Annotated in this window: 24 protein-coding genes; 8 read left to right on the top strand and 16 right to left on the bottom strand. The window is 73.6% G+C overall.

The features are described from left to right. Positions 1 to 25 precede the first annotated feature (25 nt). Positions 26 to 256, bottom strand: coding sequence for a DUF2249 domain-containing protein (locus tag NBT67_RS09090; protein WP_251341400.1), 231 nt, complete (start codon positions 254 to 256; stop codon positions 26 to 28). 102 nt (positions 257 to 358) lie between these two features. On the opposite strand from NBT67_RS09090, the gene NBT67_RS09085 reads away from it, so the two are divergent. The 3 genes from NBT67_RS09085 to NBT67_RS09075 are packed head-to-tail and all read left to right on the top strand — an operon-like array spanning position 359 to position 2116. Beyond that, complete coding sequence (locus tag NBT67_RS09085; RefSeq protein ID WP_251341399.1) at positions 359 to 832, top strand: molybdopterin-dependent oxidoreductase; 474 nt, start codon at positions 359 to 361, stop codon at positions 830 to 832. A 40-nt stretch (positions 833 to 872) separates the two neighbouring features. After that, positions 873 to 1124 carry a hypothetical protein gene (locus tag NBT67_RS09080; protein WP_251341398.1) on the top strand — a complete coding sequence of 84 codons (252 nt, stop codon included), beginning with the start codon at positions 873 to 875 and terminating at the stop codon, positions 1122 to 1124. A 59-nt stretch (positions 1125 to 1183) separates the two neighbouring features. Beyond that, positions 1184 to 2116 carry a DUF7504 family protein gene (locus NBT67_RS09075; protein WP_251341397.1) on the top strand — a complete coding sequence of 311 codons (933 nt, stop codon included), beginning with the start codon at positions 1184 to 1186 and terminating at the stop codon, positions 2114 to 2116. On the opposite strand, the gene NBT67_RS09070 is transcribed toward NBT67_RS09075, so the two are convergent. From NBT67_RS09070 to NBT67_RS09010, 13 genes are all read right to left on the bottom strand, one after another. Continuing rightward, positions 2117 to 2431 carry a HalOD1 output domain-containing protein gene (locus tag NBT67_RS09070; protein ID WP_251341396.1) on the bottom strand — a complete coding sequence of 105 codons (315 nt, stop codon included), beginning with the start codon at positions 2429 to 2431 and terminating at the stop codon, positions 2117 to 2119. Positions 2432 to 2544: 113 nt separating this feature from the next. Then, the gene (locus NBT67_RS09065) at positions 2545 to 3081 is read right to left on the bottom strand and encodes a DUF8054 family protein (protein WP_251341395.1); all 537 of its coding nucleotides are present in this window, start codon (positions 3079 to 3081) and stop codon (positions 2545 to 2547) included. Further along, the gene (locus NBT67_RS09060; protein WP_251341394.1) at positions 3078 to 3851 is read right to left on the bottom strand and encodes a nucleotide-binding protein; all 774 of its coding nucleotides are present in this window, start codon (positions 3849 to 3851) and stop codon (positions 3078 to 3080) included. Before NBT67_RS09060 ends, NBT67_RS09065 begins: the two co-directional genes overlap by 4 nt. 50 nt (positions 3852 to 3901) lie before the next feature. Beyond that, the gene (locus NBT67_RS09055; protein ID WP_251341393.1) at positions 3902 to 5440 is read right to left on the bottom strand and encodes a cobyric acid synthase; all 1539 of its coding nucleotides are present in this window, start codon (positions 5438 to 5440) and stop codon (positions 3902 to 3904) included. After that, positions 5437 to 6930 carry a hypothetical protein gene (locus tag NBT67_RS09050; protein ID WP_251341392.1) on the bottom strand — a complete coding sequence of 498 codons (1494 nt, stop codon included), beginning with the start codon at positions 6928 to 6930 and terminating at the stop codon, positions 5437 to 5439. Before NBT67_RS09050 ends, NBT67_RS09055 begins: the two co-directional genes overlap by 4 nt. 111 nt (positions 6931 to 7041) lie before the next feature. Further along, positions 7042 to 7677 carry a cob(I)yrinic acid a,c-diamide adenosyltransferase gene (locus NBT67_RS09045; RefSeq protein WP_251341391.1) on the bottom strand — a complete coding sequence of 212 codons (636 nt, stop codon included), beginning with the start codon at positions 7675 to 7677 and terminating at the stop codon, positions 7042 to 7044. A gap of 33 nt (positions 7678 to 7710) precedes the next feature. Beyond that, a complete protein-coding gene (locus NBT67_RS09040; protein WP_251341390.1) occupies positions 7711 to 8448 on the bottom strand; it encodes an adenosylcobinamide amidohydrolase in 738 nt (245 codons plus the stop codon). Next, a complete protein-coding gene (locus NBT67_RS09035) occupies positions 8445 to 9449 on the bottom strand; it encodes an aminotransferase class I/II-fold pyridoxal phosphate-dependent enzyme (protein ID WP_251341389.1) in 1005 nt (334 codons plus the stop codon). The genes NBT67_RS09040 and NBT67_RS09035 overlap by 4 nt, the downstream gene beginning before the upstream one ends. Continuing rightward, the gene (locus NBT67_RS09030; protein ID WP_251341388.1) at positions 9439 to 10428 is read right to left on the bottom strand and encodes a nicotinate-nucleotide--dimethylbenzimidazole phosphoribosyltransferase; all 990 of its coding nucleotides are present in this window, start codon (positions 10426 to 10428) and stop codon (positions 9439 to 9441) included. Before NBT67_RS09030 ends, NBT67_RS09035 begins: the two co-directional genes overlap by 11 nt. Continuing rightward, the gene (locus NBT67_RS09025; protein ID WP_251344368.1) at positions 10425 to 10967 is read right to left on the bottom strand and encodes an NTP transferase domain-containing protein; all 543 of its coding nucleotides are present in this window, start codon (positions 10965 to 10967) and stop codon (positions 10425 to 10427) included. Before NBT67_RS09025 ends, NBT67_RS09030 begins: the two co-directional genes overlap by 4 nt. Further along, on the bottom strand, positions 10967 to 11716 hold the full coding sequence (gene cobS / locus NBT67_RS09020; RefSeq protein ID WP_251341387.1) for an adenosylcobinamide-GDP ribazoletransferase: 750 nt from the start codon (positions 11714 to 11716) through the stop codon (positions 10967 to 10969). The genes NBT67_RS09025 and cobS overlap by 1 nt, the downstream gene beginning before the upstream one ends. Then, complete coding sequence (locus NBT67_RS09015; RefSeq protein WP_251341386.1) at positions 11710 to 12612, bottom strand: CobD/CbiB family cobalamin biosynthesis protein; 903 nt, start codon at positions 12610 to 12612, stop codon at positions 11710 to 11712. The genes cobS and NBT67_RS09015 overlap by 7 nt, the downstream gene beginning before the upstream one ends. Further along, the gene (locus NBT67_RS09010) at positions 12609 to 13229 is read right to left on the bottom strand and encodes an HAD family hydrolase (protein WP_251341385.1); all 621 of its coding nucleotides are present in this window, start codon (positions 13227 to 13229) and stop codon (positions 12609 to 12611) included. The genes NBT67_RS09015 and NBT67_RS09010 overlap by 4 nt, the downstream gene beginning before the upstream one ends. Positions 13230 to 13314: 85 nt before the next feature. On the opposite strand from NBT67_RS09010, the gene NBT67_RS09005 reads away from it, so the two are divergent. The 4 genes from NBT67_RS09005 (at position 13315) to ftsZ (ending at position 16187) form a co-directional block, all read left to right on the top strand. Next, a complete protein-coding gene (locus NBT67_RS09005) occupies positions 13315 to 14043 on the top strand; it encodes a DUF8116 family protein (protein ID WP_343218013.1) in 729 nt (242 codons plus the stop codon). 59 nt (positions 14044 to 14102) lie between these two features. After that, entirely contained in the window at positions 14103 to 14621 is a 519-nt protein-coding gene (locus NBT67_RS09000; protein ID WP_251341384.1) for a double zinc ribbon domain-containing protein, read from the top strand. A 211-nt stretch (positions 14622 to 14832) separates the two neighbouring features. Further along, positions 14833 to 15015: a ribbon-helix-helix domain-containing protein gene (locus tag NBT67_RS08995; protein ID WP_251341383.1), complete on the top strand. Its 183-nt coding sequence runs from the start codon at positions 14833 to 14835 to the stop codon at positions 15013 to 15015. Positions 15016 to 15017: 2 nt separating this feature from the next. Then, positions 15018 to 16187, top strand: coding sequence for a cell division protein FtsZ (gene ftsZ, locus NBT67_RS08990; RefSeq protein WP_251341382.1), 1170 nt, complete (start codon positions 15018 to 15020; stop codon positions 16185 to 16187). 51 nt (positions 16188 to 16238) lie between these two features. Here ftsZ and ncsA read toward each other — a convergent pair whose 3' ends face one another. Then, positions 16239 to 17207, bottom strand: coding sequence for a tRNA 2-thiolation protein NcsA (gene ncsA / locus NBT67_RS08985; protein WP_251341381.1), 969 nt, complete (start codon positions 17205 to 17207; stop codon positions 16239 to 16241). A gap of 78 nt (positions 17208 to 17285) precedes the next feature. Between ncsA and NBT67_RS08980 the strand changes: the two genes are divergently transcribed. Beyond that, the gene (locus NBT67_RS08980) at positions 17286 to 17972 is read left to right on the top strand and encodes a DUF7095 family protein (RefSeq protein ID WP_251341380.1); all 687 of its coding nucleotides are present in this window, start codon (positions 17286 to 17288) and stop codon (positions 17970 to 17972) included. Positions 17973 to 18087: 115 nt separating this feature from the next. Here the strand turns inward: NBT67_RS08980 and NBT67_RS08975 are convergent, their stop codons facing one another. Next, entirely contained in the window at positions 18088 to 18885 is a 798-nt protein-coding gene (locus NBT67_RS08975; RefSeq protein ID WP_251341379.1) for a class I SAM-dependent methyltransferase, read from the bottom strand. Positions 18886 to 18921: the final 36 nt, after the last annotated feature.

Raw genomic sequence — 18921 nt, 5'->3', positions numbered from 1 at the left:
CTCGGGGACGCCCCGGGCCGCCCGGCTACCGCTTCGGGAGTTTCGCCACGAACTCGTTCGGGCCGCGGCGTTCGGTGTGGTAGTTCTCGGCGTCGAACGCGTCGCGTTCGGCCTCGAACTCGTAGAACAGCGGCTTCGGATCGTGGTCGTTGACGATGGTCAGCGTCTCGCCCGACTCGAGGTCGTCGAAGGCGTCGTGGATCTTGGGGTGGCGCTCGCTCGGGGGCATCTCGCGCAGGTCGAGTTTGCGGTCCATACCCCTCCCACGGCCGCGCCGCTGGTGTCGGTTGGCCCGAACACGTTCGGGCCGAACGCGCTCGGCCGAAGGGTTAAGCCCGTGGTCTGCCTGCACGCGCCCATGTCGCATTCGGACCCGCCGGCCGACGCCGATCCGGACCGCTGGCCCGTGACCGTCGACGGCGCCGTCGACGACCCGCTGTCGACCACGGCCGCCGCCCTCCCGACCGACGCGTCGATGGCGTCCTCGACGGCCTGTGCGGGGGAGACGGCGCCGGACCGGTCGTGGCGCGGCGTCCGCGTCGGGACGGTCCTCGACCGGGCCGGCCCCGCGGCCGACGCGACCCACGGCCTGGTTCACACGACCGATCCCGAGTACGCCTGCGGGTTCGCCCTCGACCGCCTCCGGTCGGCGCTGCTCGCGACCAGGCTGGCGGGGGATCCGATCCCGACGGAGCGTGGCGGCCCCGTCCGTCTGCTGGTCCCCGACGCGGACTGCTGGGAGCGGGTGAAGTGGGTCACCGGAATCGACGTGCTGGTGGGGCCGCCCGGCGACGCCGACACGGCCCGGGAGCGCGTGCCGGCCGACGGCTGACGACCGCCAGCCACTTGCCCGCGACCCGCCTTCCGCCGGTATGGTCCGGTCGCGAACCGCGACGGCCGCCGTCGGTCTGGTCGCGAGCATCGCCGTGAGCGTCGCCGCGTGGTACTACTTCGACACGCTCCTGGTCTTCCTCCTCCTGCCGTTCGTCCCGGTGTTGTTCCGTCGGGGCGACGACCGCCCGCCCGTCGAGGAGTGTCCGGTCTGTGACTTTTCCACCCGGGATCCGTCGGTGAACTACTGCCCGCGCGACGGGACGGCACTCGACCGACGGGACGACGCCTGACCACCGGCGTCTACCGCATCTTTATACTCCCCTCGTGACAATAGGAAGTCGACAGCGCTATGGGGGGAGTGAACGGTGGTTCGTCGAGCGACGGGAGCCCCGCCGAGCGGTCGGCGGCGACGCTGCTGCTGGGGGACGCCGACGGGGGCGACGCAGTCGACCGACTGGACGCGACGCCCGACTCGGCCGAGGCGCTCGTGGTCTCCGGCGAGCGGTCGGTGGTGGACGTCGTCGACGACTGGCGGGCGAACTGCGGGGCGCTGCCGGCGGCGTTCGGCCTGGTCACGTTCGCGGAGTTCGGCCGCTCCGCGGCCGCTCGGACCGGGACCGACGACGAGCCGTCGCGGCGGTCCCTCCCCGGATCGGACATCACGGTGACCGCGATGTCCGATCCGGGCAACCTGCAGCGACTCGGAACGGCAGTCACGCTCTATCTCGACGACTGGGCCGACACCGGCCGGGAGACGCTCGTCTACGTCGACGCGCTCGACCCGTTCGTCGAGGCGGGCGGCCTGGAGTCGACGTTCCAGTTTCTCCACCTCCTGGAACAGACCGTCGCGGGGACGGACGCCACGCTGGTCGTCCGCGCCGACCCGTCGACGGCCGACGAGCGGACGATCGACACGCTCCGGCCGCTGTTCGACGCGGTGGTCGACGGCGACGACTCGACGCCGCCGGCGCTCGACGCCGACGCGCTCCGCGAACTGCTCCGCAACCCCCGCCGTCGGTTCGTGCTTCGCTCGCTGTTCGAGGACGGCGGGACGGCCCTGGATCGGCTGGCGTCGGCGCTCGCGGCCCGGGAGAGCGCCGCCGAGGAGCCCACGGACGCGGAACGGCGACGGGCGTTCACCGCGCTGGCGTCGGTCCACGTCCCGCGACTGGCGGAGGCGGGGCTGGTGGTGTTCGACCGCTCCGAGGAACGCGTCCAGCTCTCCGCGGCCGCGCGGGCCGCCGACTGCCTCGACGGCTACCTGAACGAGTCGCTCGAGTGACTACGGGTCCGGGTCCACGCGGATCTCGCCGTCGCCGGTCACCGTCACCTCACAGCCCGCGAACGCGAACGTGAGCGTCCCGCCGCTGCGGGGCGTCCCGTCGTGTTTGTCCCCGAAGAGGCGATTCAGCGCGTCCGGCTGGATGGCGTCGTTGAGGTTCACCTCCGTCGGCTCCTTTCCCGTCGCTTCGAGCACCGCGTGAACGACGGTGACGCTCAGTTCGATGTCGCTCGTCTCGCTGTAGTCGACGGTGTACGTCCCGGTGGCCGGATCGTACGTCGTCACGTCGGACTCAGTGTGTGAATTTTCCTGCATGGTGATGCGGCCGTCGCTACCCGACATTATGGTCAGCCAATAATAAAGATGTGTGTGTCTCTGGCACCCCGCCCCGGCCGGAGACGACGACAATAGATTGACATTTGGTCCGGTCAGTCGTCGAGAGCGTCGGTCAGTCCCCACTCCTCGGCGCGGGCGCGGGCCTCCTCGCGGGCCTGTTCGCGGATGGCCTCGATCCCCGCCTCGTCGTCCAGGAACGCTTCGACGGCCTCAGTACCCTCGTTGCCGAGGCGTTCGTCGGGGGCAGCCTCCCGCGTTCGCGTCACGAGGTCGCGGTCCTCGGTCAGTCGCTCCGCCGGCAGGCCGGGCGGGACCCGGAGGTCCTCGTCCTCGTGGGCGTCGGCCAGATCCGCCGGCGCGAGTTCGTAGAGGTCGACGCTGTAGGGTCCCGGCCCGGCCACGTCGTCGAGGGCGTCCGCGCCGCCCCGGTCGGTGTCGGTGCAGTACGCGAGGGTCGGCACCCCGTCCTCGAAGGTGACGACGGCCCGGGTTTCGTCGTCGAGCAGGAGGGCGTCCTGTGGTTCGAAGACCGCGTAGCCGGTGAGGCGGCGGTCGAGCGCCGTCGACAGCGTCGTCCCGGGATCGTCGACGACGCGCGACCGGAGCAGGTCGCCGCGGGGGATCCTCATACCTCGTCCGGGACGACCGCGCTCCGGAAGCGGTCGGCGACGTCGCCGCTCGCCCCGTCGCGCACGTCGAGTCGACTCGCCGCCTCGCGGAAGGCCCGCGACGCGGGCGCGTCCGGTGCGTGTGCCAGCAGGGGTTCGCCCGCCTGCCGGGCCGAGCGGGCGGCGTCGCTCTCCGGGATCACCCCCAGCGTCTCGCCGCCGAAGTACTCCTCGGCCCGCTCGGCCACCCGTTCGATCCCCTCGTCGTCGCGGACGCGGTTGAACAGCGTCCCCGCCGTCTCGGTGCCGTAGGACCGCGCGTACTCCTGGACCTTCAGACCGTCAGAGAGCGCCGGAATCGTCGGCTGGAGGACGATCACCGTCCGGTCCGCGAGGACGACGGGCAGGACGGCGCTCTTCGATCCCAGCGCCGCCGGCGAGTCCAGCAGGAGCACGTCGGTGTCCGCGGCCAGTTCCGCCACCACGGCCCGCAGGCGTTCGGGGTCGGCCGCCTCGAACGCCGCCAGACTCGTCCCGCAGGGCACCACCTCCATCCCGAAGCGCTCGTAGACGGCGTCGGACACCTCGGCCGCCGTCCCCTCGATCAGCAGGTCGTGGAGCGTCACCGGCGCGTCGTCGAGGCCGGCGTGAAAGAGCAGGTTCGCCATCCCCGTGTCGGCGTCGACGACGGTCACGTCGTGGTCCGCGGCGAGCGCCATGCCGAGGGCGAGCGTGCTGGTCGTCTTTCCCGTCCCGCCCTTGCCGCTCGCCACGGCGAACGCCTCGACCATCGGCGTGGGGTTGCGCATCTCCCGGGTTAAACGTTCGGTCGCCGCCCCGATCAGGCGTCGCCCACCCCGACGGCCCCGAGGTCGATCCGGTCGACCAGCGCAGCCGCGCGGTCGTAGGGCGACGACCGCTCGGCCGTGCTCGCGGGGCGCTCCCGCCCGCACCCGGCGTAGGCGGCGTCGACGAACGCCTCCCGGGCCGCCGGGTTCGCGAACAGGCCGTGGAGGTAGGTGCCGAGGACCGCCCCCCGCGCCGCCCCGAGTTCGGCGCCCGCCCGGCCGTCCGGCGCCGAGAAGGGCGTGCGCACCGCGCCGGCGGCCCGCGTCTCGCCCGCGTGAATCTCGTAGCCCTCGACCCGCCCCGCGGCGCCGGCCAGCGGCCCGCACCCCTCGACGCGCCACGTCGCCGGTTCGACCCGCTTCTCGGGCGAGAAGCGCGTGACGACCGGCAGGAGGCCGAGCCCCGGCACCGTCTCCCGGTCGCCGGTCCCCTCGATCCCGGCTCCCTCGATCCGCTCGCCGAGGAACTGGTAGCCGCCACAGAGGCCGACCACGGGGGCGTCGAGGGCGCGGAGTCGCTCGCCGAGCCCCGCCGCCCGGGCCGCCAGCAGGTCGTCGACCGTGTTCTTCGTCCCCGGGAGGACCGCGGCGTCGGCCGGGCGACCCCGGGGGCCGACCGCCGAGAGGTCGGCGTCCAGCGGCGTGTACGCCACCCGGACGCCCGGCACCCGCGCCAGCGGTTCGAGGTCGGTCGCGTTCGAGAGGTGGGGGAGACGCGGGACCGCGACCGTGACGCGCCGGTCCGCGCCGACCCCGTCGCCCCCGCCGGCGACGCCCCGCTCCCCTCGCGCCGGCAGGCTCACGCTGTCCTCCGCCGGGAGGCCGGGATCGTCGTGGGGGAGGACCGCGAGGACGGGCACGCCCGTCCGCTCCTCGACCGTTTCGACCCCGTCCGCGAGCAGCGACCGGTCGCCACGGAACTTCGTGATCACGACCCCTCGCACCCGCTCCCGGAGGTCGTCGGGCAGGAGGTCGAGGGTGCCGACGACCGCGGCGAAGACGCCCCCGCGCTCCACGTCCGCCACCAGCAGGATCTCGGCGTCGGCGACCCGCGCCGTCTCGACGTTCGCCAGGTCGCGGTCGTGGAGGTTGATCTCAGCGATGGAGCCCGCCCCCTCCGCGACCACCACGTCGGCGTCGGCCGCCAGTCGTCCGTGGGCGTCGACGACCGCCTCCCGCGCCCGTCCCCACCACCCGTCGTAGTAGTCGCCGGGGGGTACGTCGGCGACGGCCTCGCCGTCGATCACCAGCTGTGACTCGCCGTCACCGCGTGGCTTCAGCAGCACCGGATTGTGGTCGGTCGTCGGCCGGACGCCCGCGGCGCGGGCCTGGACGTACTGCGAGACGCCGATTTCGCCGAACCCCTCGCCGTCCGCACGCGGCACCGCGCGGGCGTTGTTCGACATGTTCTGTGCCTTGAACGGCGCGACGTCGTAGCCGGCGTCGGTCAGGCGGCGACAGAGCCCCGCCGCCACCGTCGACTTGCCGACGTGGCTCGCGGTGCCGGCGACGAGGAGGGTCCGGGCGGTCATTCGCCCCCCGCGACGGCCGCCGCCTCGGTTCGGGTCGGCGCCGTCGGCCGCCGCCGCGCGGTGGCGTTCGCCGACGTCGCGTTCGCCGGCGCCCACGCCGGCCGCGTCACCGTCACCGGGCCGGGCCGGACGCGGACGGTGACCTCGATCCGTACCGCCGGCGCCGACGACGGTGTGTACTCGCGGTGCAGTTCCCGGACCAGGCCGCTCCCGTCGACGCGGGCCCACCCGGTCACGTTCCGCGACTCCCGCCACGGGTCGTCCGCGAAGGCGATCCGGTAGGTCGTCGTCCCGTCGCGCTCCGTCCGGCCCACGATCCGGGAATCGTCGACGCTGAGATACCACCGTACGATCCGTTCGGTCCGGTCGACGAACCCGACGGTTTCGGCCGACTGCAGGCCGATGGCCGGCCGACCCTCCCTCCGTTGCCGGACGCCCTCGTCCGTCCGGACGTAGCCGACCGTCCCGTTCGCGTACATCGATCCGCTCGCGACCACCTGCGATTCGTGGTTCACCGTCCCCAGTCGGCCCACGCGCGACCGGTAGTGATCCGGCGACGCGACGACCGCACGCTCGTGGGCGACGCCCCGCAGTTCCCCGTCGGCGAACTCGCGGTAGGTGACCCGGAGGCGATAGGAGCGGTTCGACAGGACGGCCTCGTGGGCGTCGGCCAGCGCTGACGCGTCCGTGATGCCGGTTTCGTCGACGCCCGGCGGATACGCCGTCGCGTTCGTCGCCGTCGCGTTCGGTCCCGTCGCGTTCGGTCCCGTCGCGTTCGTCGCCGTCCCGTCGCCGCCCGCCCCGTTCCCGCCGAGGACGGCCGCCGCTCCCACGCCGTCGCTCGCGCCCAACGCCGCCACCCCGACGCCGATGGCGAACGCCACGACGAGTCCGATGGCCGTCGCGCGCCGCACCAGCCTCCGTCGACCGCCGGCCGCGTCGCCGTCGCCGTTCGTCCCGCCGTCGTCGCCCGGGTCGTCGCCGTCCCCGGTGGCCGATCGCTCCCGATTCCGGTCCCCGTCCCCCTCCACTGCCGCGGACGCGCGACCCGGCGTCCCGCCCGATCCCGCCGAGTCGTCGCCGGACGTCCGGTCGTCGTCCGCGCTCGTCGCGTCGTCGTCCGCGCTCGTCACGTCGTCGTCCGCGTCCGCCGTCCCGTCCGCCGGTCGCCGCTCGAACGACTCGGGATCGCGGTCGAGGAACTCCCGGCAGAGACGCGTCCGATCGGCGGGCGCGAGGCCGTAGGCGACCAGCCGATGGAGCGCCGCGGCGTCGACGACGCCGTCCGTGGCGTCCCGGTCGTCCTCCGGGTCCCTGATCGCGAGCCGTCGCGGCCGCTCCGCTCGCGGTGGCGTCGCCCGCAGGCCCCCGTCCGTCCGCTCGACGTCCCACCCGCGGGCCTCGTACGCCGCCGCGGTGAACGCCGCGAACGCTTCGTCGTCGAGCGCGTCGAGGCACTCGCGGAACGCCGGTCCGGGAACGGCCGTCATACCGAACCCTACGGCCTGTGGCGCAAAACACTTCGGCCCCGGCGGGCGGGAGTCGACGGCGTCCCGGATCGCTCCCGGCGGGCGTCGGACGGGGGCTCCGCGGCCGGCCGCCTAGAACTCGGTGCCCTTCCGCGCGCGCTGGCCGGCGTCGATGGGGTGGCGCTCCTTCCGAACCTCGGTCACCAGGTCCGCGTCCTCCGTGAGGTACGTCGGCCGCTCGTGGCCGCCGGTGCAGACGAGTTCCAGGTCGTCGGGCTTCGACGCCGCGAGGTCGGCCACGTCCGCGGGGTCGATCAGGTCGCGGTTGGCCGCGTACAGCACCTCGTCGAGGACGAGCATGTGGACCCCGTCCTCGGGGTCGCCGTCAAGGGGGAGCGGGGACGTGAGGTCGGCGGCGTCCGCCGCGTCCAGCAACTCGCGGGCGCGTTCGAGGCCGCCCCGGGCCTTCGCGGCGTGGTCGGCGTCGTCGCTCCCGTCGGTGAAGCCGTGCCAGCCGTAGTGGCCCGTGTGTTCGTAGGAGAACCCGTCGACCTGTGCGATGGCCTCGTACTCGCCGCGGACGTCCTCGACGCTCTCCGCGCCACCCTTCATGAACTGGAGCAGGTGGACGCGGTAGCCGTGGCCGGCGGCGCGGAGACCCATGCCGAGGGCGGCGGTCGTCTTCCCCTTCCCGTCGCCCCACCACGCCTGGACGAGGCCGAACTCCTCCGGCGCCCGGGCCTCGATACGGTCGCTGTCGTCGGTCATGGTCGTTCGCTCCCAGTCGACGCGGATCGGCCTTCAATGGTCCGGTGCGAGCGCCGACACCGCCGCGCGCTCGTCGGTTCGGACGCCGGACTCGGGCGGACCGTACTCCCCGTCGGGGTACCGGGAGGCGAGGCTCGCGTCGACGGCGTCGCGGACGCAAGCCCGCGCGGCCGCGCCGACGGGCGTCGCGCTCCCCGAGAACGCCGCCCGCTCGCCCGCCGGGTCGCAGGCCGCGACGACGGCGTCCGTCGTCGTCCCCGGAACGCCGACGCGTTCGAGGAGGGTCGCCGCCTTCGCCTCCGCGGCGACGGTCAGCAGGTTCGCGAGCGCACCCGGCGCGAGCGAGCGGGTCGTCCCGACGACGACGTTCACGGTGCCGGGGCCAGGGTCGCGAACGCCGCCGTCGCGGGCGTCGCCGTCGCCGGCCCCCTCGACCGGCGGCGGGTCGCGCTCCCCCACGGGCAGCGCCGCGGGGTTCGAGACGCCGGCGGTGGCGACGGCCTCGACGCTCCCCAGTCGCGCCCGGCGGGCGTGTCGCTGGCCGACGCCGGTCAACAGCGCGGGGGCGTCGGGGTGGGCGTCGAACCCCGCGTCGGCGAGGCGTTCGGCGACGTAGGCGTCGAGGTCGGTCCGCTCCCACCCCTCGGGGACGGTCACGTTGTAGGCGGCGGGTGCGACCCGCTCGCCGCCCGCGTGGCCGGTCGAGAGCCAGCGCGTCCTCGGTCTGGCGAGCCGACACGCGCCGTCGCGGACGGTGGCCTCGAAGGTCACAGCAGGGCGTCGAGGAGGCGGTCGTTCTCCGCGGGGCGGCGCACGGCGACCCGGACGTGGGCGTCGAGGCCGCGGAAGGTGGTGGCGTCGCGGATCACCACTCCCCGCCGGCGGGCATCGTCGGTCACGTCCTCGACGCGCCGGTCGCCGACCCCGAGGAGGAGAAAGGGCGCGTCCGAGGGCCACACCTCGTACGCGTCGTCGAGGGCGTCGGCCATGCGCTCGCGTTCGCGGCGCACCCGGTCGCGCGTCTCGGCGACGAACTTCGTCCGGCGGAGGCAGTAGGCCCCCACGTCCGCGGCGGGGATGGAGAGCCCCCAGGCCGGCCGCGCGGCGTCGAGGCGGTCGCGCAGGTCGCCGCTCGCGACGGCCATCCCGGCGCGGATGCCGGGGAGGCCGAACATCTTGGTGAGCGAGCGGGCGACGACGACGCCGGGTTCGCCCGCGAGCGTCCGGTAGTCGGTGAAATCGAGGAACGCCTCGTCGACGATCAGGACGGTGTCGGCGGCACGACACTCCTCGGCGTACGCCCGGACGTCCGCCCGCGGGTGGGCCTCGCCGGTCGGGTTGTTGGGGTTGCAGAGGACCGCCACCTCGTAGGGGGCGGGGTCGGTCTCCAGCAGTCGGTCGTGCGCGACGAACGTCGGTTCGGCCCCCTGGAGGCACACCTCGCGTTCGTACTCGCCGAAACTCGGCTCGGGGAGGAGGGCGCCGTCGCCCCTATCGAGCGTCACCTCGAAGGCGAGGCGGAGCGCCTCGCTCCCCCCGGCCGTCGGAATGACGGACAGCGGCTCGCAGCCGAGATACGCGCCGGCGGCGGTGCGGAACTCGCAGTAGTCGTCGCTCGGATACCGCGTCGCCGCCCCGTACGCCGACTCGTAGACGCTCACGACGCCGCTCGGCCGCTCCGGGTTCGTGTTGGCGCTGAAATCGAGGAGGTCCGTATCCGTCGCTCCGCCGTGCGGCACGCGGTCAACCTCGGAGACGGCCTCAGGGTTCATGTGGGGTGCCAAGACGCTCCACTACCTCAAGCGTTCCGTCCGGGACGGCGTCGAGGACGCCCGCCCGCTCGGCCAGCAGGAGCGCCCCGCCCATCCCAGCCCCCTCCTTGGCCTCGCCCGCGGCGTAGCGCGCGAGGGCGTCGTCGCGGCCGCCGAAACCCGGATCGGTGACGACCGTCTCGCAGTCCAGGCCGGCCGCCGTCGACCGGACGTCGGCGTCGGCGGCGACGTACGTCGTCGTCGCGAGGGTCAGCGGGTCGGCGACGCCGGCGTGTCGCACCAGCGCCGCCGCGGCCAGCATCTGCGACCCGCCGCCGAGGACCACCTCGGTCCCCGACTCCAGGGCGCCGGCGGTCAGGCCGGCGACGACGGCGAGGACCGGATCGCCGAGGAAGCGCACGGCGAGTTTCGGGCGGTAGGCCGCCCCGCCCGGGTCGACGTCGCTCGACTCGAAGGCCGCCGCCACCACCTCCTCCTTCAGGGCCAGCGGGTTCTCCGGAAGCGACGAGGAGACGGCGGCGTCGACGCCGAGCGCCCGGCAGACGGCGAGGGCGGTCGTGGTGCCGCCGGGAACCGTCTCGCCGACCACGAGTTCGTCGTCGGGGAGGTTCCGGCCGAGTTCGCGGGCGGCCACCCACGCCCCCGGCGCGGTGGGGACGGGGTCGGGGTCGCGCACGTCGCGGCCGGGCTTGGCGCCCACGCCCACCGTCGGCGCCCCCGTGGGTTCGGCGAGGCCGGCGTCGACGACGAGCGTCTCGAAGCCGGCCCGCTCCCGGACGGCGCGGGTGACGGCCGCGGGCGTCGGACACCCCGTCGGACTCACGGGGACGACCGGCGCGCGCACCAGGTGGCCGTACTCGATCAGTTCCGCGTCGGCGCTCGGCGTGTGGGCCCGCAGGTCGGGGTCGGCGCCCGCGGCGCTCAGCCCGTCGATCCGGGCCGTCGCCGTCGTCCCCGCGACGAGGACGAACCGGGTCACGACAGCGCCTCCGCGACCCACAGGTCCGAGGGGCGGTTCACGTTCACGGCGAGTCGCCGGTCGTCGGCGACGCGTATGTCGTCGTCGGTTCCCGCGACGACGTTGACGCCCGCGGGCGCCAGCGCCCGTCCGTCGCGCTCGAACGTCGCGTCGACGCTCACCCCCAGCCGTCGCTTCAGGTCGACCGGCACCGCCACCGCGAGCGACCCGTCCTCGGCGGCGTCGAGGACGCGGTTCACGACGCCGCCGGTCAGCAGGGGGAGGTCCGCGGCGACGGTCAGGGCCGGCCGCCCGACCCGATCCAGCGCGGCGGTCAGGTCCGCGACGTAGCCGTCGCCCGGCGTCTCGACGACGGTCGCCCCGGCCGTCCGCAGGCGCTCGCGGGTCGCGGGCGCCTGCGGCGAGACGGCGAGGTGGACCGCCCCGACCCGACTCGCCGCGAGCGCCGCCCGCACCCGGTCGACCATCGGCGTCCCGTCCACCTCGACGAGCGGTTTCTCCACCTCGCCGCCGAGGCGCGTCCCCGCGCCGCCACACATCACCAGAGCGTCCACACGACCACCCCCGCGTGGAGCGCCGCGACCCGGCCGAGTTCGTTCGCCGCGCCGAGGGCGTCGCCGGTGACGCCGCCGAGCCGTGCCGTCGCCCACCGGCCGACGAGGAGCGCGACGGCCGGCCCGGCGAGCAGCGCCGCGACCAGCGCCGGGCCGCTCCCCGCCGGCGCGGCGACGGCTGCGGGGGCGGCGACGGCGACGACTGGGAGGAGGGCGACCCCCGACGCCTCGCCGACGACGGCCGAGCCCAGCCCCTCGTGTCCGGGGTCGCCGAGCGCCGCGAGCGCCGCCATGCCGGCCTTGGCGCTCACCTCCGCGGCGAGGGCGAGGCGGACGGCGATCCGCGGGCCAGCGCCGGCGACGCCGAGGCCGCCGAGCGCGAGCGCCAGGAGCGCGAGTCCGAGCGCCAGCGCGCCGCCGACGCCCGTCCCCGGGTCCTCCAGGACCTCGCGCCGGTCCGTCGCGGGGCCGTGGGCCGCGGCGGCGTCGCCGCAGTCCGCGAGGCCGTCGGCGTGGGTCACGCCCGTCACGAGATAGAGGGCGAGGAGGTAGCCGGCGACGGCCGTGGGCAGCGGCGTCGGGGCGAGGAGGGGGAGGGCGGCGAGGCCGCCGACGACGTAGCCGGCGACGACGAAGGCGGCGGGCGTGGCGCGGAAGGCGTCCCACGCGGCCTCGTCGCCGCCGACCGGCAGGCGGGTGAGGAAGGCGAGCGCGCCCCGAACCGCCGTCAGCACAGCGCGATCACCCCCGCGAGGCCGAACGCCAGCCACCCCGCCCGGGAGACGACGGCGACGCCGCGGTCGGCGTCGGCCGGCGTCGGCGGCGCCGGCCCGCCGGGCAGCGCGTAGGCGCCCGGTTTCTCCAGTCGCACCCCCAGCAGGACCGCGAGGGTCGCCATCGGCCACCCGGCGTTCGGCGAGTCGGTGACGTGGGCGAGCGGCCGGGCCGACCGGAGGGCGCCCGGCCGCCCGGCCGCGACGGCGAGGAGTGCGGCGCTCGCCCGCGCGGGCAGCCACATGGTCAGGTCGTCGAGGCGGGCGGGCGCCCACCCCATCGGCTTCGACCGGTAGCCGAACGTCGAGTCGAGCGTGTTGACGGCCTTGATCCACGCCGCCGCCGCCGCGGCGAGGGGGAGGGAGACGGGAGCGAGGAGGGCGAAGCCGGCGAGCGGCGCGACGAGGCCGTCCGCGAGGTTCTCGGCCGCGCTCTCGACGGCGGCGCTCCGCACGTCACCGGCGTCGAGGGCCGCGGCGTCCCGGCCGGCGAGCGACCGGAGGCGCTCCCGTGCGGCCGGGAGCTCCGTCCCGCTCAGGGCGACGACGGCCCGCGCCTCCGCCAGCAGCATGCGTCGGCTGGTGGCGACGAAACAGACGAGGCCGGCGGCGACCCCGCCGACGAGCGGGTCGATCCGGTCGCCGACGACCACGAGGCCGCCGGCGAGGGCCGCGACGAGGAGGGGGACGGCGCCCGCGACGAGGAGGCCGGCGAGGCGCGGCCGCGACCAGGGTCGGTCCAGCGGCCCGAGCGCCCGCCCGAGCCACGCGACCGGGTGGAGGGCCGCCGGCGGTTCGGCGACGAGGCGGTCGAGGCCGGCGGCGAGGGCGACGCTCCCGGCGGCGACGAGCGTCACGGGGGGGCCTCCAGTCGGTCGCCGAGCGCCGACAGGGGCGTCTCGCGCACGTCCACGAAGGTGCCGCCGAGGGCGTCGATGCCGCCGTCGGTCGCGGGGTCGTCGCCGACGTGGACGAGGGCGGCGACGTCGACGCCCAGGTCGGTCGCGAGCGTCTCGAAAGGTCGGGGGTGGGGTTTGCGGAAGCCACAGGCGGCGCTGGTGACGACGGCGTCGAACCGGCCCCGGAGGTCCGCCCGAACGAGCGTCCGGGGGACGAGTTCGGGGACGCTGCAGTTCGAACAGAGGCCGACGGGGCCGCGCCCCTCGGCGGCGGCGAGGGCGGCGGCGACCCCCTCGCGGCGCTCCACGTCGGGGTCGAAGGCCGCGACGACGGCGCGTCTGACGACGCCGTCGGACGCCGTCACACCGCGGCTCCGGAGCGCGGCGGCGACGTGTGCCGGGAGGGGAACCTCCGCGTCGGCCGGGACGTCGAGGTGGGACGTGCGGTAGGCGTCGGCCCAGTCCCCGGGGACGGGGACGTCGCGGTCGCGGAGTTCGGCGGCGACGGCGGCGGCGGGGTCGTCCAGGGTCGTCGCCCGCACGAGCGTCCCGAAGAGGTCGAACGAGACTGGCACGGTGTGTCGGCGCAGTCGGCGCGCACCCACTTGACCGTCGCGGTCGGCGCGGAAGCGTTAGGTCGCCCCGACCGGAAGGGAGGCCGTGACCCTCGTCCGACTGCTCGGAATCGAGACGCCGGCCGACGCCGCCGACTGGTACGCGGCCGGCCGGGCCTACACCCGCCGGGTCGCGGCGGGGATGGACTTCGCCGGCGTCGACGCGGTGGACGGCGAGGCCGTGACCGCGGCGCTTCGCACCGATCCCGCCACCCTGTCGTCCCGCGAGGCCGAGTCCGTCGTCGGCGTCCTCGTCGGCGACGCCGTCTTCTCCGAACCGTTCTGTGAGTGGATGCCGACGTGGTACGAACTCGCCCTGTGGCCGGCGGTTCGCGTCCTCGAGCGGCGGTTGCGCGGCGTCGCGCGCCGGGTGGCCGCCGCGACGGGACTGACCGTCACCCTGCCGCGGTTCCCGCGCCCGCGGGACGCCCTCGTCGAGGGGCGGTCGCCGCTCGCGGGGGTGTCGGGGCTCCGCGAGCGGTTCGTCCTCGCGGCGGCGGTGACCCACCTCGAGTGGTTCGCCCACGCCGCGGCCGCCGACGGCGTCGACGTGCCGGCGGCGTTCCTGTCCCGGGCGCGGACGGAGACGCTCGCCCGCTACGCCGGCACGCGTCGGACGCTGTCGACGCGGGTCCGCCGCTTCCAGCGCCTCCTGTTCTCGGATCACGCGTGGGTTCGGGAGATAGACGAAGCCTACGGGCTCGACAGTCGGGTGTTCGACTGCTGGGAGCGGTGGCTCGGCGCCGAGCGGGAGCGCCTCGCGGCCGACGGCTGACAGACGGCCGTCAGACACGCACGAAGGTTTGAAATAACCCGGGGACGTGTGCGTGAACGATGAGCAAGATCACGTTCCGCGCCGACGACGACCTCGTCGAGCGCCTGGAGGAGTTCGACGCCTCCAAGAGCGAGGTGATGCGCGACGCGTTGCGCACGTACCTCGACGACGCGGAGCGTGAGGGCGGCAGCGGCGGCGACGCGCGACACCTCGACCTGCTGGAACGGGTGCTCACCGAGCGCGCGTTTGCGCGCCCCGACCCGCCGGATATCAACGTAAACGTCACGCTCGACGGCGAAGCCGTCGATTCGTCGGACGTGTCCGTCGAGAGCGAGCCGGAGCCGACGACGCGTAAGACACCCCGTGAAAACGCGGCGGACGAGGCGAAAACGCCGAGTAAAACGTGTTCCCAATGTGGCGAGGAGATGTCCTCTGGACACGTTTACTGCCCGAACTGCGGTGAGAAGGGTGCCCACCGCGTGTTCTGCGACTGCGGCGACGAGATCCGTTCGGACTGGGCGTTCTGTCCGAGCTGTGGCCGACGAACTCCCGCTGCGGACGTGTTGGACCGTGCGTAAACCGGCTGATACCTGTGTTTACGGCCGTTTCGAGGGTTCGTCTTACACCGGCCGTTAGTTTTATAAGGTATTGGTCTGTTGGTACGTCCGCGTAAGACGGTCGTCTTACAAGCTGGTCGCCCTGGAGGTAGCACGCCTCCGTCGGGCGGTTTCGGCCTGTAAGACAGTATGCGGGGTGCTGCCCCTTCCGTCTTACCGGGGGAATGCAAACATGGAGCGTGTGACACTACGAATTCCGAAGCAGCAGATCGAGGAGGTCGAACAGATGGTCGAGACGGGAGAGTTCCCGAACCGAAGCGAGGCCATCCGCTCGGCAGTCCGCGAGATGCTCAACGAGCAAAGCGAGTCCCGTGACGACAACCGCAACCGCAACCGCAGCTGGGCGAAGGTGTGACGATGCAGGGATTCGTCCAGGACGCCATCGAGCGCGAGGAGGCCGAACAGCGCGACGCCGACGAGGGCGACGACTTCGGCGATCCGCGGATCGTCATCGTCGGCGCCGGCGGCGCCGGCAACAACACGGTCAATCGTCTGTACAACATCGGCGTCGACGGCGCCGAGACGGTCGCGATCAACACCGACAAACAGCACCTGCAGATGATCGAGGCCGACACGAAGATCCTCGTCGGCAAGTCGCTCACGCAGGGGCTGGGCGCCGGCGGCGACCCCTCGATGGGGGAGCGAGCGACCGAGATGGCCCAGGGGACGATCAAGGAGGTCCTCGGCGAGGCCGACCTCGTGTTCGTCACCGCGGGCATGGGGGGCGGCACCGGGACCGGTGCCGCGCCCGTCGTCTCCAAGATCGCGAAAGAGCAGGGCGCCATCGTCGTCGGCATGGTGTCGACGCCGTTCAACGTCGAGCGCGCCCGCACGGTCAAGGCCGAGGAGGGACTCGAGAAGCTTCGCGGTGAGGCCGACTCGATCATCGTCCTCGACAACAACCGCCTGCTGGATTACGTGCCCAACCTGCCCATCGGCAAGGCGTTCTCGGTGATGGACCAGATCATCGCCGAGACCGTCAAGGGGATCAGCGAGACCATCACCCAGCCCTCGCTCATCAACCTGGACTACGCGGACATGTCCACGATCATGAACCAGGGCGGCGTCGCGGTGATGCTCGTGGGCGAGACCCAGGACAAGAACAAGACCCAGGAGGTGGTGAGCGACGCGATGAACCACCCGCTTCTCGACGTCGACTACCGCGGTGCGTCCGGGGGACTCGTCCACATCACCGGCGGTCCCGACCTCACGCTGAAGGAGGCCGAGGGCATCGCCAACAACATCACCGAGCGACTGGAGGCGAGCGCCAACGTCATCTGGGGCGCCCGCATTCAGGAGGAGTACAAGGGCAAGGTGCGGGTCATGGCCATCATGACCGGCGTCCAGAGCGCCCAGGTACTCGGCCCCTCCACCCAGCGGCAGGCGGAGAAGTCCCGCCGCAGTCTCAACGGCGAGGACGTTTCGGAATTCGACGCCAGCGAGAACGTCGGCCAGGATCAGGCGTCCTGGTCCGACGGCGGTCGCGATCAGGTCGACCAGCGCAACGGCGTCGACGTGATCCGGTAGCGGCCGCGGCGGACACCCTCTTCTCGCTCGACCGATCCGACCACCGACGGCTCAGACCGCCTCGATCGATTCGACCAGTCGGCACTTCCGACAGATCCGCCCGCCCGTGCTCGACCCACAGCGCTCGCACTCGCCGAGGTCACGGCCGTCGTCGTTCTCGCGGTAGCGTTCGGCCGCCAGTTCCGCGAGTTCCTCGTAGCCCGCCATGATCGAGTGTCTGGTTCCCGGGTGGTCCTCCTCCACGTCGAGCAGGAGTCGCTGGATCTCGCCACGATAGGCCTCGCTCGCGTGCGGACACTCCGTGATGTGTGCCGGCAGGTCCGCGAGGTGGGCGTACAGCGCCACCTCCTTCTCCGGCACGTCGCGCAGGGGTTTGGCGCGCGGGACGAAGTGGCTGCTCTCGGCGCGCCGGTCGAAGGGACCGAGGCTCGCGTCGAAGTGGTTGGCCATCTGCTTCAGATCCCCCTCGAAGAAGTTCATGAGTGCGGTCTGGGCCTCGTCGTCGAGGTTGTGGCCCGTCAGGAGTTTGTCGGCGTCGAGTTCCTCGGCGTACGACTCCAGGAGGTCGCGTCGGAACACGCCGCAGTACGCACAGGCCGCCATGTCCTCCGGGTCCTTCTCGACGACGTCGTCCATCCTGACGCCGAGTTCGTCGGCGTAGGACACCACCTCGTGGCGCAGGTCGCGGTCCGCGGTCAGTTCGCGACAGGCGTCGAGGCTCTCGTCGCGGTAGCCCTCGATCCCCTCGTGGATCGAGAGGGCGACCAGTTCGACCCGCGGGTCCTTCCCGAACGTCGAATCGAGGACGTGGGTCAGGACGACGCTGTCCTTGCCGCCAGAGAGGCCGATCACCCACGTCTGTGGGTTCTCCGGCGAGGCGTCCGCCGGGAGGAGGCCGTCCTCCCGAATCCGTCGGCGCACCCGCTTCTCGACCGAGGCGCGGAAGTGCTCGTCACAGAGGTGAGCCCCCGAGTAGGCCGCGTGCATCACCGCCTCGCGGCCGCACCTGTCACAGTCCATCGGCGCCACCTTGTCCGGCGGGTCGTATCACGGTTTCGCTGGACAACCGTTTTGCCCGCCGGGGCGCAAGGGCGCGTGATGGATCGAGACGCGGCACTGGACCGGGCGGCGGAGATCGTAGACACCGTGGACCGCGCGTCTGTCGACGGTCGGACACCGTCCGACGGTGACGGGCCCGCCCTCCTCCCCGTTCCCGTTCGCGAGGTGTGGGTGTACGGCGACGTGGCCCTCGGCCTCGACCCCCTCGACCGACTGGACGTGTACGTCACCAAGGACCTCCTCATGCGCGGCGACGACGGCCGGACCGCCGAGTTCGCGGAGCGGTTCGGGATCGAGGGCGTCGGCAAGACCGTCGACGCCGACTGGGCCGAGGCGTACCCCGAACACCTCCGCGCCAACGACGGCGGCCACGCGGCGCCCGAGCGCTGTCTCGCCGCCCACCTCGTCGACGACGACGAACCGATCCACCTGGAGGTGTGCAACGCCTCCTTCACGGACAACGTCACCCAGCGCCTGAAGGGGGCGATGGCGCGCGAGGCCTACGGTGAGATCCTCGATCCCCGAGGCGTCTGTCTGTGGGCCGACGGCCGGCGCGACGACGAGGCGATGGCGAAACTCCGCGGCGGCGAACTCGCCTTCCCGACGCTCCCGGAGGCCCTGGAGATGCTGGGGCTGGACGCGGAGACGGCCGCCGAGGCGGCCGACGCCATGCGCGACCGCCGCGCCGAGCGGACGGGGCGGACGGTTCGCGGCGACGTGGTGTGAGTGGCGTGCGGGTGACACCGACGGCGGTCGCGACGCGGGGGTGTCACGCTATCCCGCGCCGCGGCGACGGTCGGGGCACGGGAAGAGTGGCCGCCCGATCCGGGTTGGCCCCTCGTCACCCGGGCACTCGTCCGACCGTCACGTCGAACGGCACCACCTCGGCCCGGCGGTAGGTCCCCTCCTGCATCGCCGCGACCACCTCGCGGCCCATCTCCCGCCACGCCGTCCGGAGGTCGTCGTACTCGTCGCCGACCGCCCGCCGGAGTTCCGTCTCGTGGTCCGCCAGCCCCGCCCCGGTCGCCTTCCGGGTCGCGTCCCGAAGGTCGGCCTCGTCGTACGGCGGTTCGATCACCTTGCGGTGGTAGTGTCGCCGCGTCCGAACGTCGACGAGGCCGGCGGCCTCGAAGGCCTCCCGGACGCGGTCGCCGAGTGCCACGTCCGTCCCGACGCCCTCCAGATAGGCCTCGCGAACCCGCCGTTCGAGGTCGACCTCGCGGTCGACCGTCGACTCGACCGACACGTCCGCGTTGTCCGGTTCGACCGCCGCCACGCCGTCGGCGGCGACGCGCCGGAACTCCCGGAGCGTCGCCGTCGGATCGGGTAGGTTCACCAGCAGCGCCTGACACGCCACGAGGTCGAACGCGCCCGTGACGAAGGGGAGGCGCCCGGCGTCGCCGGCGACGACCGGGCAGTCGGTCTCCTCGCGGGCGACCCGCAGGAGCGCGGGGTCGGCGTCGAGGCCCACCACCTCGCCGCCGGACTCCTCCGCGAGCACGCGGGTGAGTTCGCCCGTGCCACACCCGACGTCGAGGATCCGCTCGCGCCCGGGGAGGTCGAGGGCGTCGAGCGCCTCGCGCGACGACCACAGGCCCCGTCGCGTCCGCCGGAGGTAGTCGGCCGAGAATCTGCGCACGGGCGCCCTACCCCGCCCGGCACCATAAGGGCCGCC

The sequence above is a fragment of the Haloplanus sp. GDY1 genome, from assembly GCF_023703775.1.
Classification (GTDB): Archaea; Halobacteriota; Halobacteria; order Halobacteriales; family Haloferacaceae; genus Haloplanus; species Haloplanus halophilus.
This window is presented reverse-complemented; position numbering and strand designations above follow the sequence as displayed.

Coding starts and splice junctions, on each gene's coding strand:
- NBT67_RS08995 (WP_251341383.1), top strand. CDS start 14,833: ATGGAGCGTGTGACACTACGAATTCCGAAGCAGCAGATCGAGGAGGTC.
- NBT67_RS09065 (WP_251341395.1), bottom strand. CDS start 3,081: ATGAGGATCCCCCGCGGCGACCTGCTCCGGTCGCGCGTCGTCGACGAT.
- NBT67_RS09070 (WP_251341396.1), bottom strand. CDS start 2,431: ATGCAGGAAAATTCACACACTGAGTCCGACGTGACGACGTACGATCCG.
- NBT67_RS09045 (WP_251341391.1), bottom strand. CDS start 7,677: ATGACCGACGACAGCGACCGTATCGAGGCCCGGGCGCCGGAGGAGTTC.
- NBT67_RS09000 (WP_251341384.1), top strand. CDS start 14,103: ATGAGCAAGATCACGTTCCGCGCCGACGACGACCTCGTCGAGCGCCTG.
- NBT67_RS09090 (WP_251341400.1), bottom strand. CDS start 256: ATGGACCGCAAACTCGACCTGCGCGAGATGCCCCCGAGCGAGCGCCAC.
- NBT67_RS08980 (WP_251341380.1), top strand. CDS start 17,286: ATGGATCGAGACGCGGCACTGGACCGGGCGGCGGAGATCGTAGACACC.
- NBT67_RS09060 (WP_251341394.1), bottom strand. CDS start 3,851: ATGGTCGAGGCGTTCGCCGTGGCGAGCGGCAAGGGCGGGACGGGAAAG.
- NBT67_RS09035 (WP_251341389.1), bottom strand. CDS start 9,449: ATGAACCCTGAGGCCGTCTCCGAGGTTGACCGCGTGCCGCACGGCGGA.
- NBT67_RS09050 (WP_251341392.1), bottom strand. CDS start 6,930: ATGACGGCCGTTCCCGGACCGGCGTTCCGCGAGTGCCTCGACGCGCTC.
- NBT67_RS09025 (WP_251344368.1), bottom strand. CDS start 10,967: ATGTGTGGCGGCGCGGGGACGCGCCTCGGCGGCGAGGTGGAGAAACCG.
- ncsA (WP_251341381.1), bottom strand. CDS start 17,207: ATGGACTGTGACAGGTGCGGCCGCGAGGCGGTGATGCACGCGGCCTAC.
- ftsZ (WP_251341382.1), top strand. CDS start 15,018: ATGCAGGGATTCGTCCAGGACGCCATCGAGCGCGAGGAGGCCGAACAG.
- NBT67_RS09085 (WP_251341399.1), top strand. CDS start 359: ATGTCGCATTCGGACCCGCCGGCCGACGCCGATCCGGACCGCTGGCCC.
- NBT67_RS09080 (WP_251341398.1), top strand. CDS start 873: ATGGTCCGGTCGCGAACCGCGACGGCCGCCGTCGGTCTGGTCGCGAGC.
- NBT67_RS09055 (WP_251341393.1), bottom strand. CDS start 5,440: ATGACCGCCCGGACCCTCCTCGTCGCCGGCACCGCGAGCCACGTCGGC.
- NBT67_RS09075 (WP_251341397.1), top strand. CDS start 1,184: ATGGGGGGAGTGAACGGTGGTTCGTCGAGCGACGGGAGCCCCGCCGAG.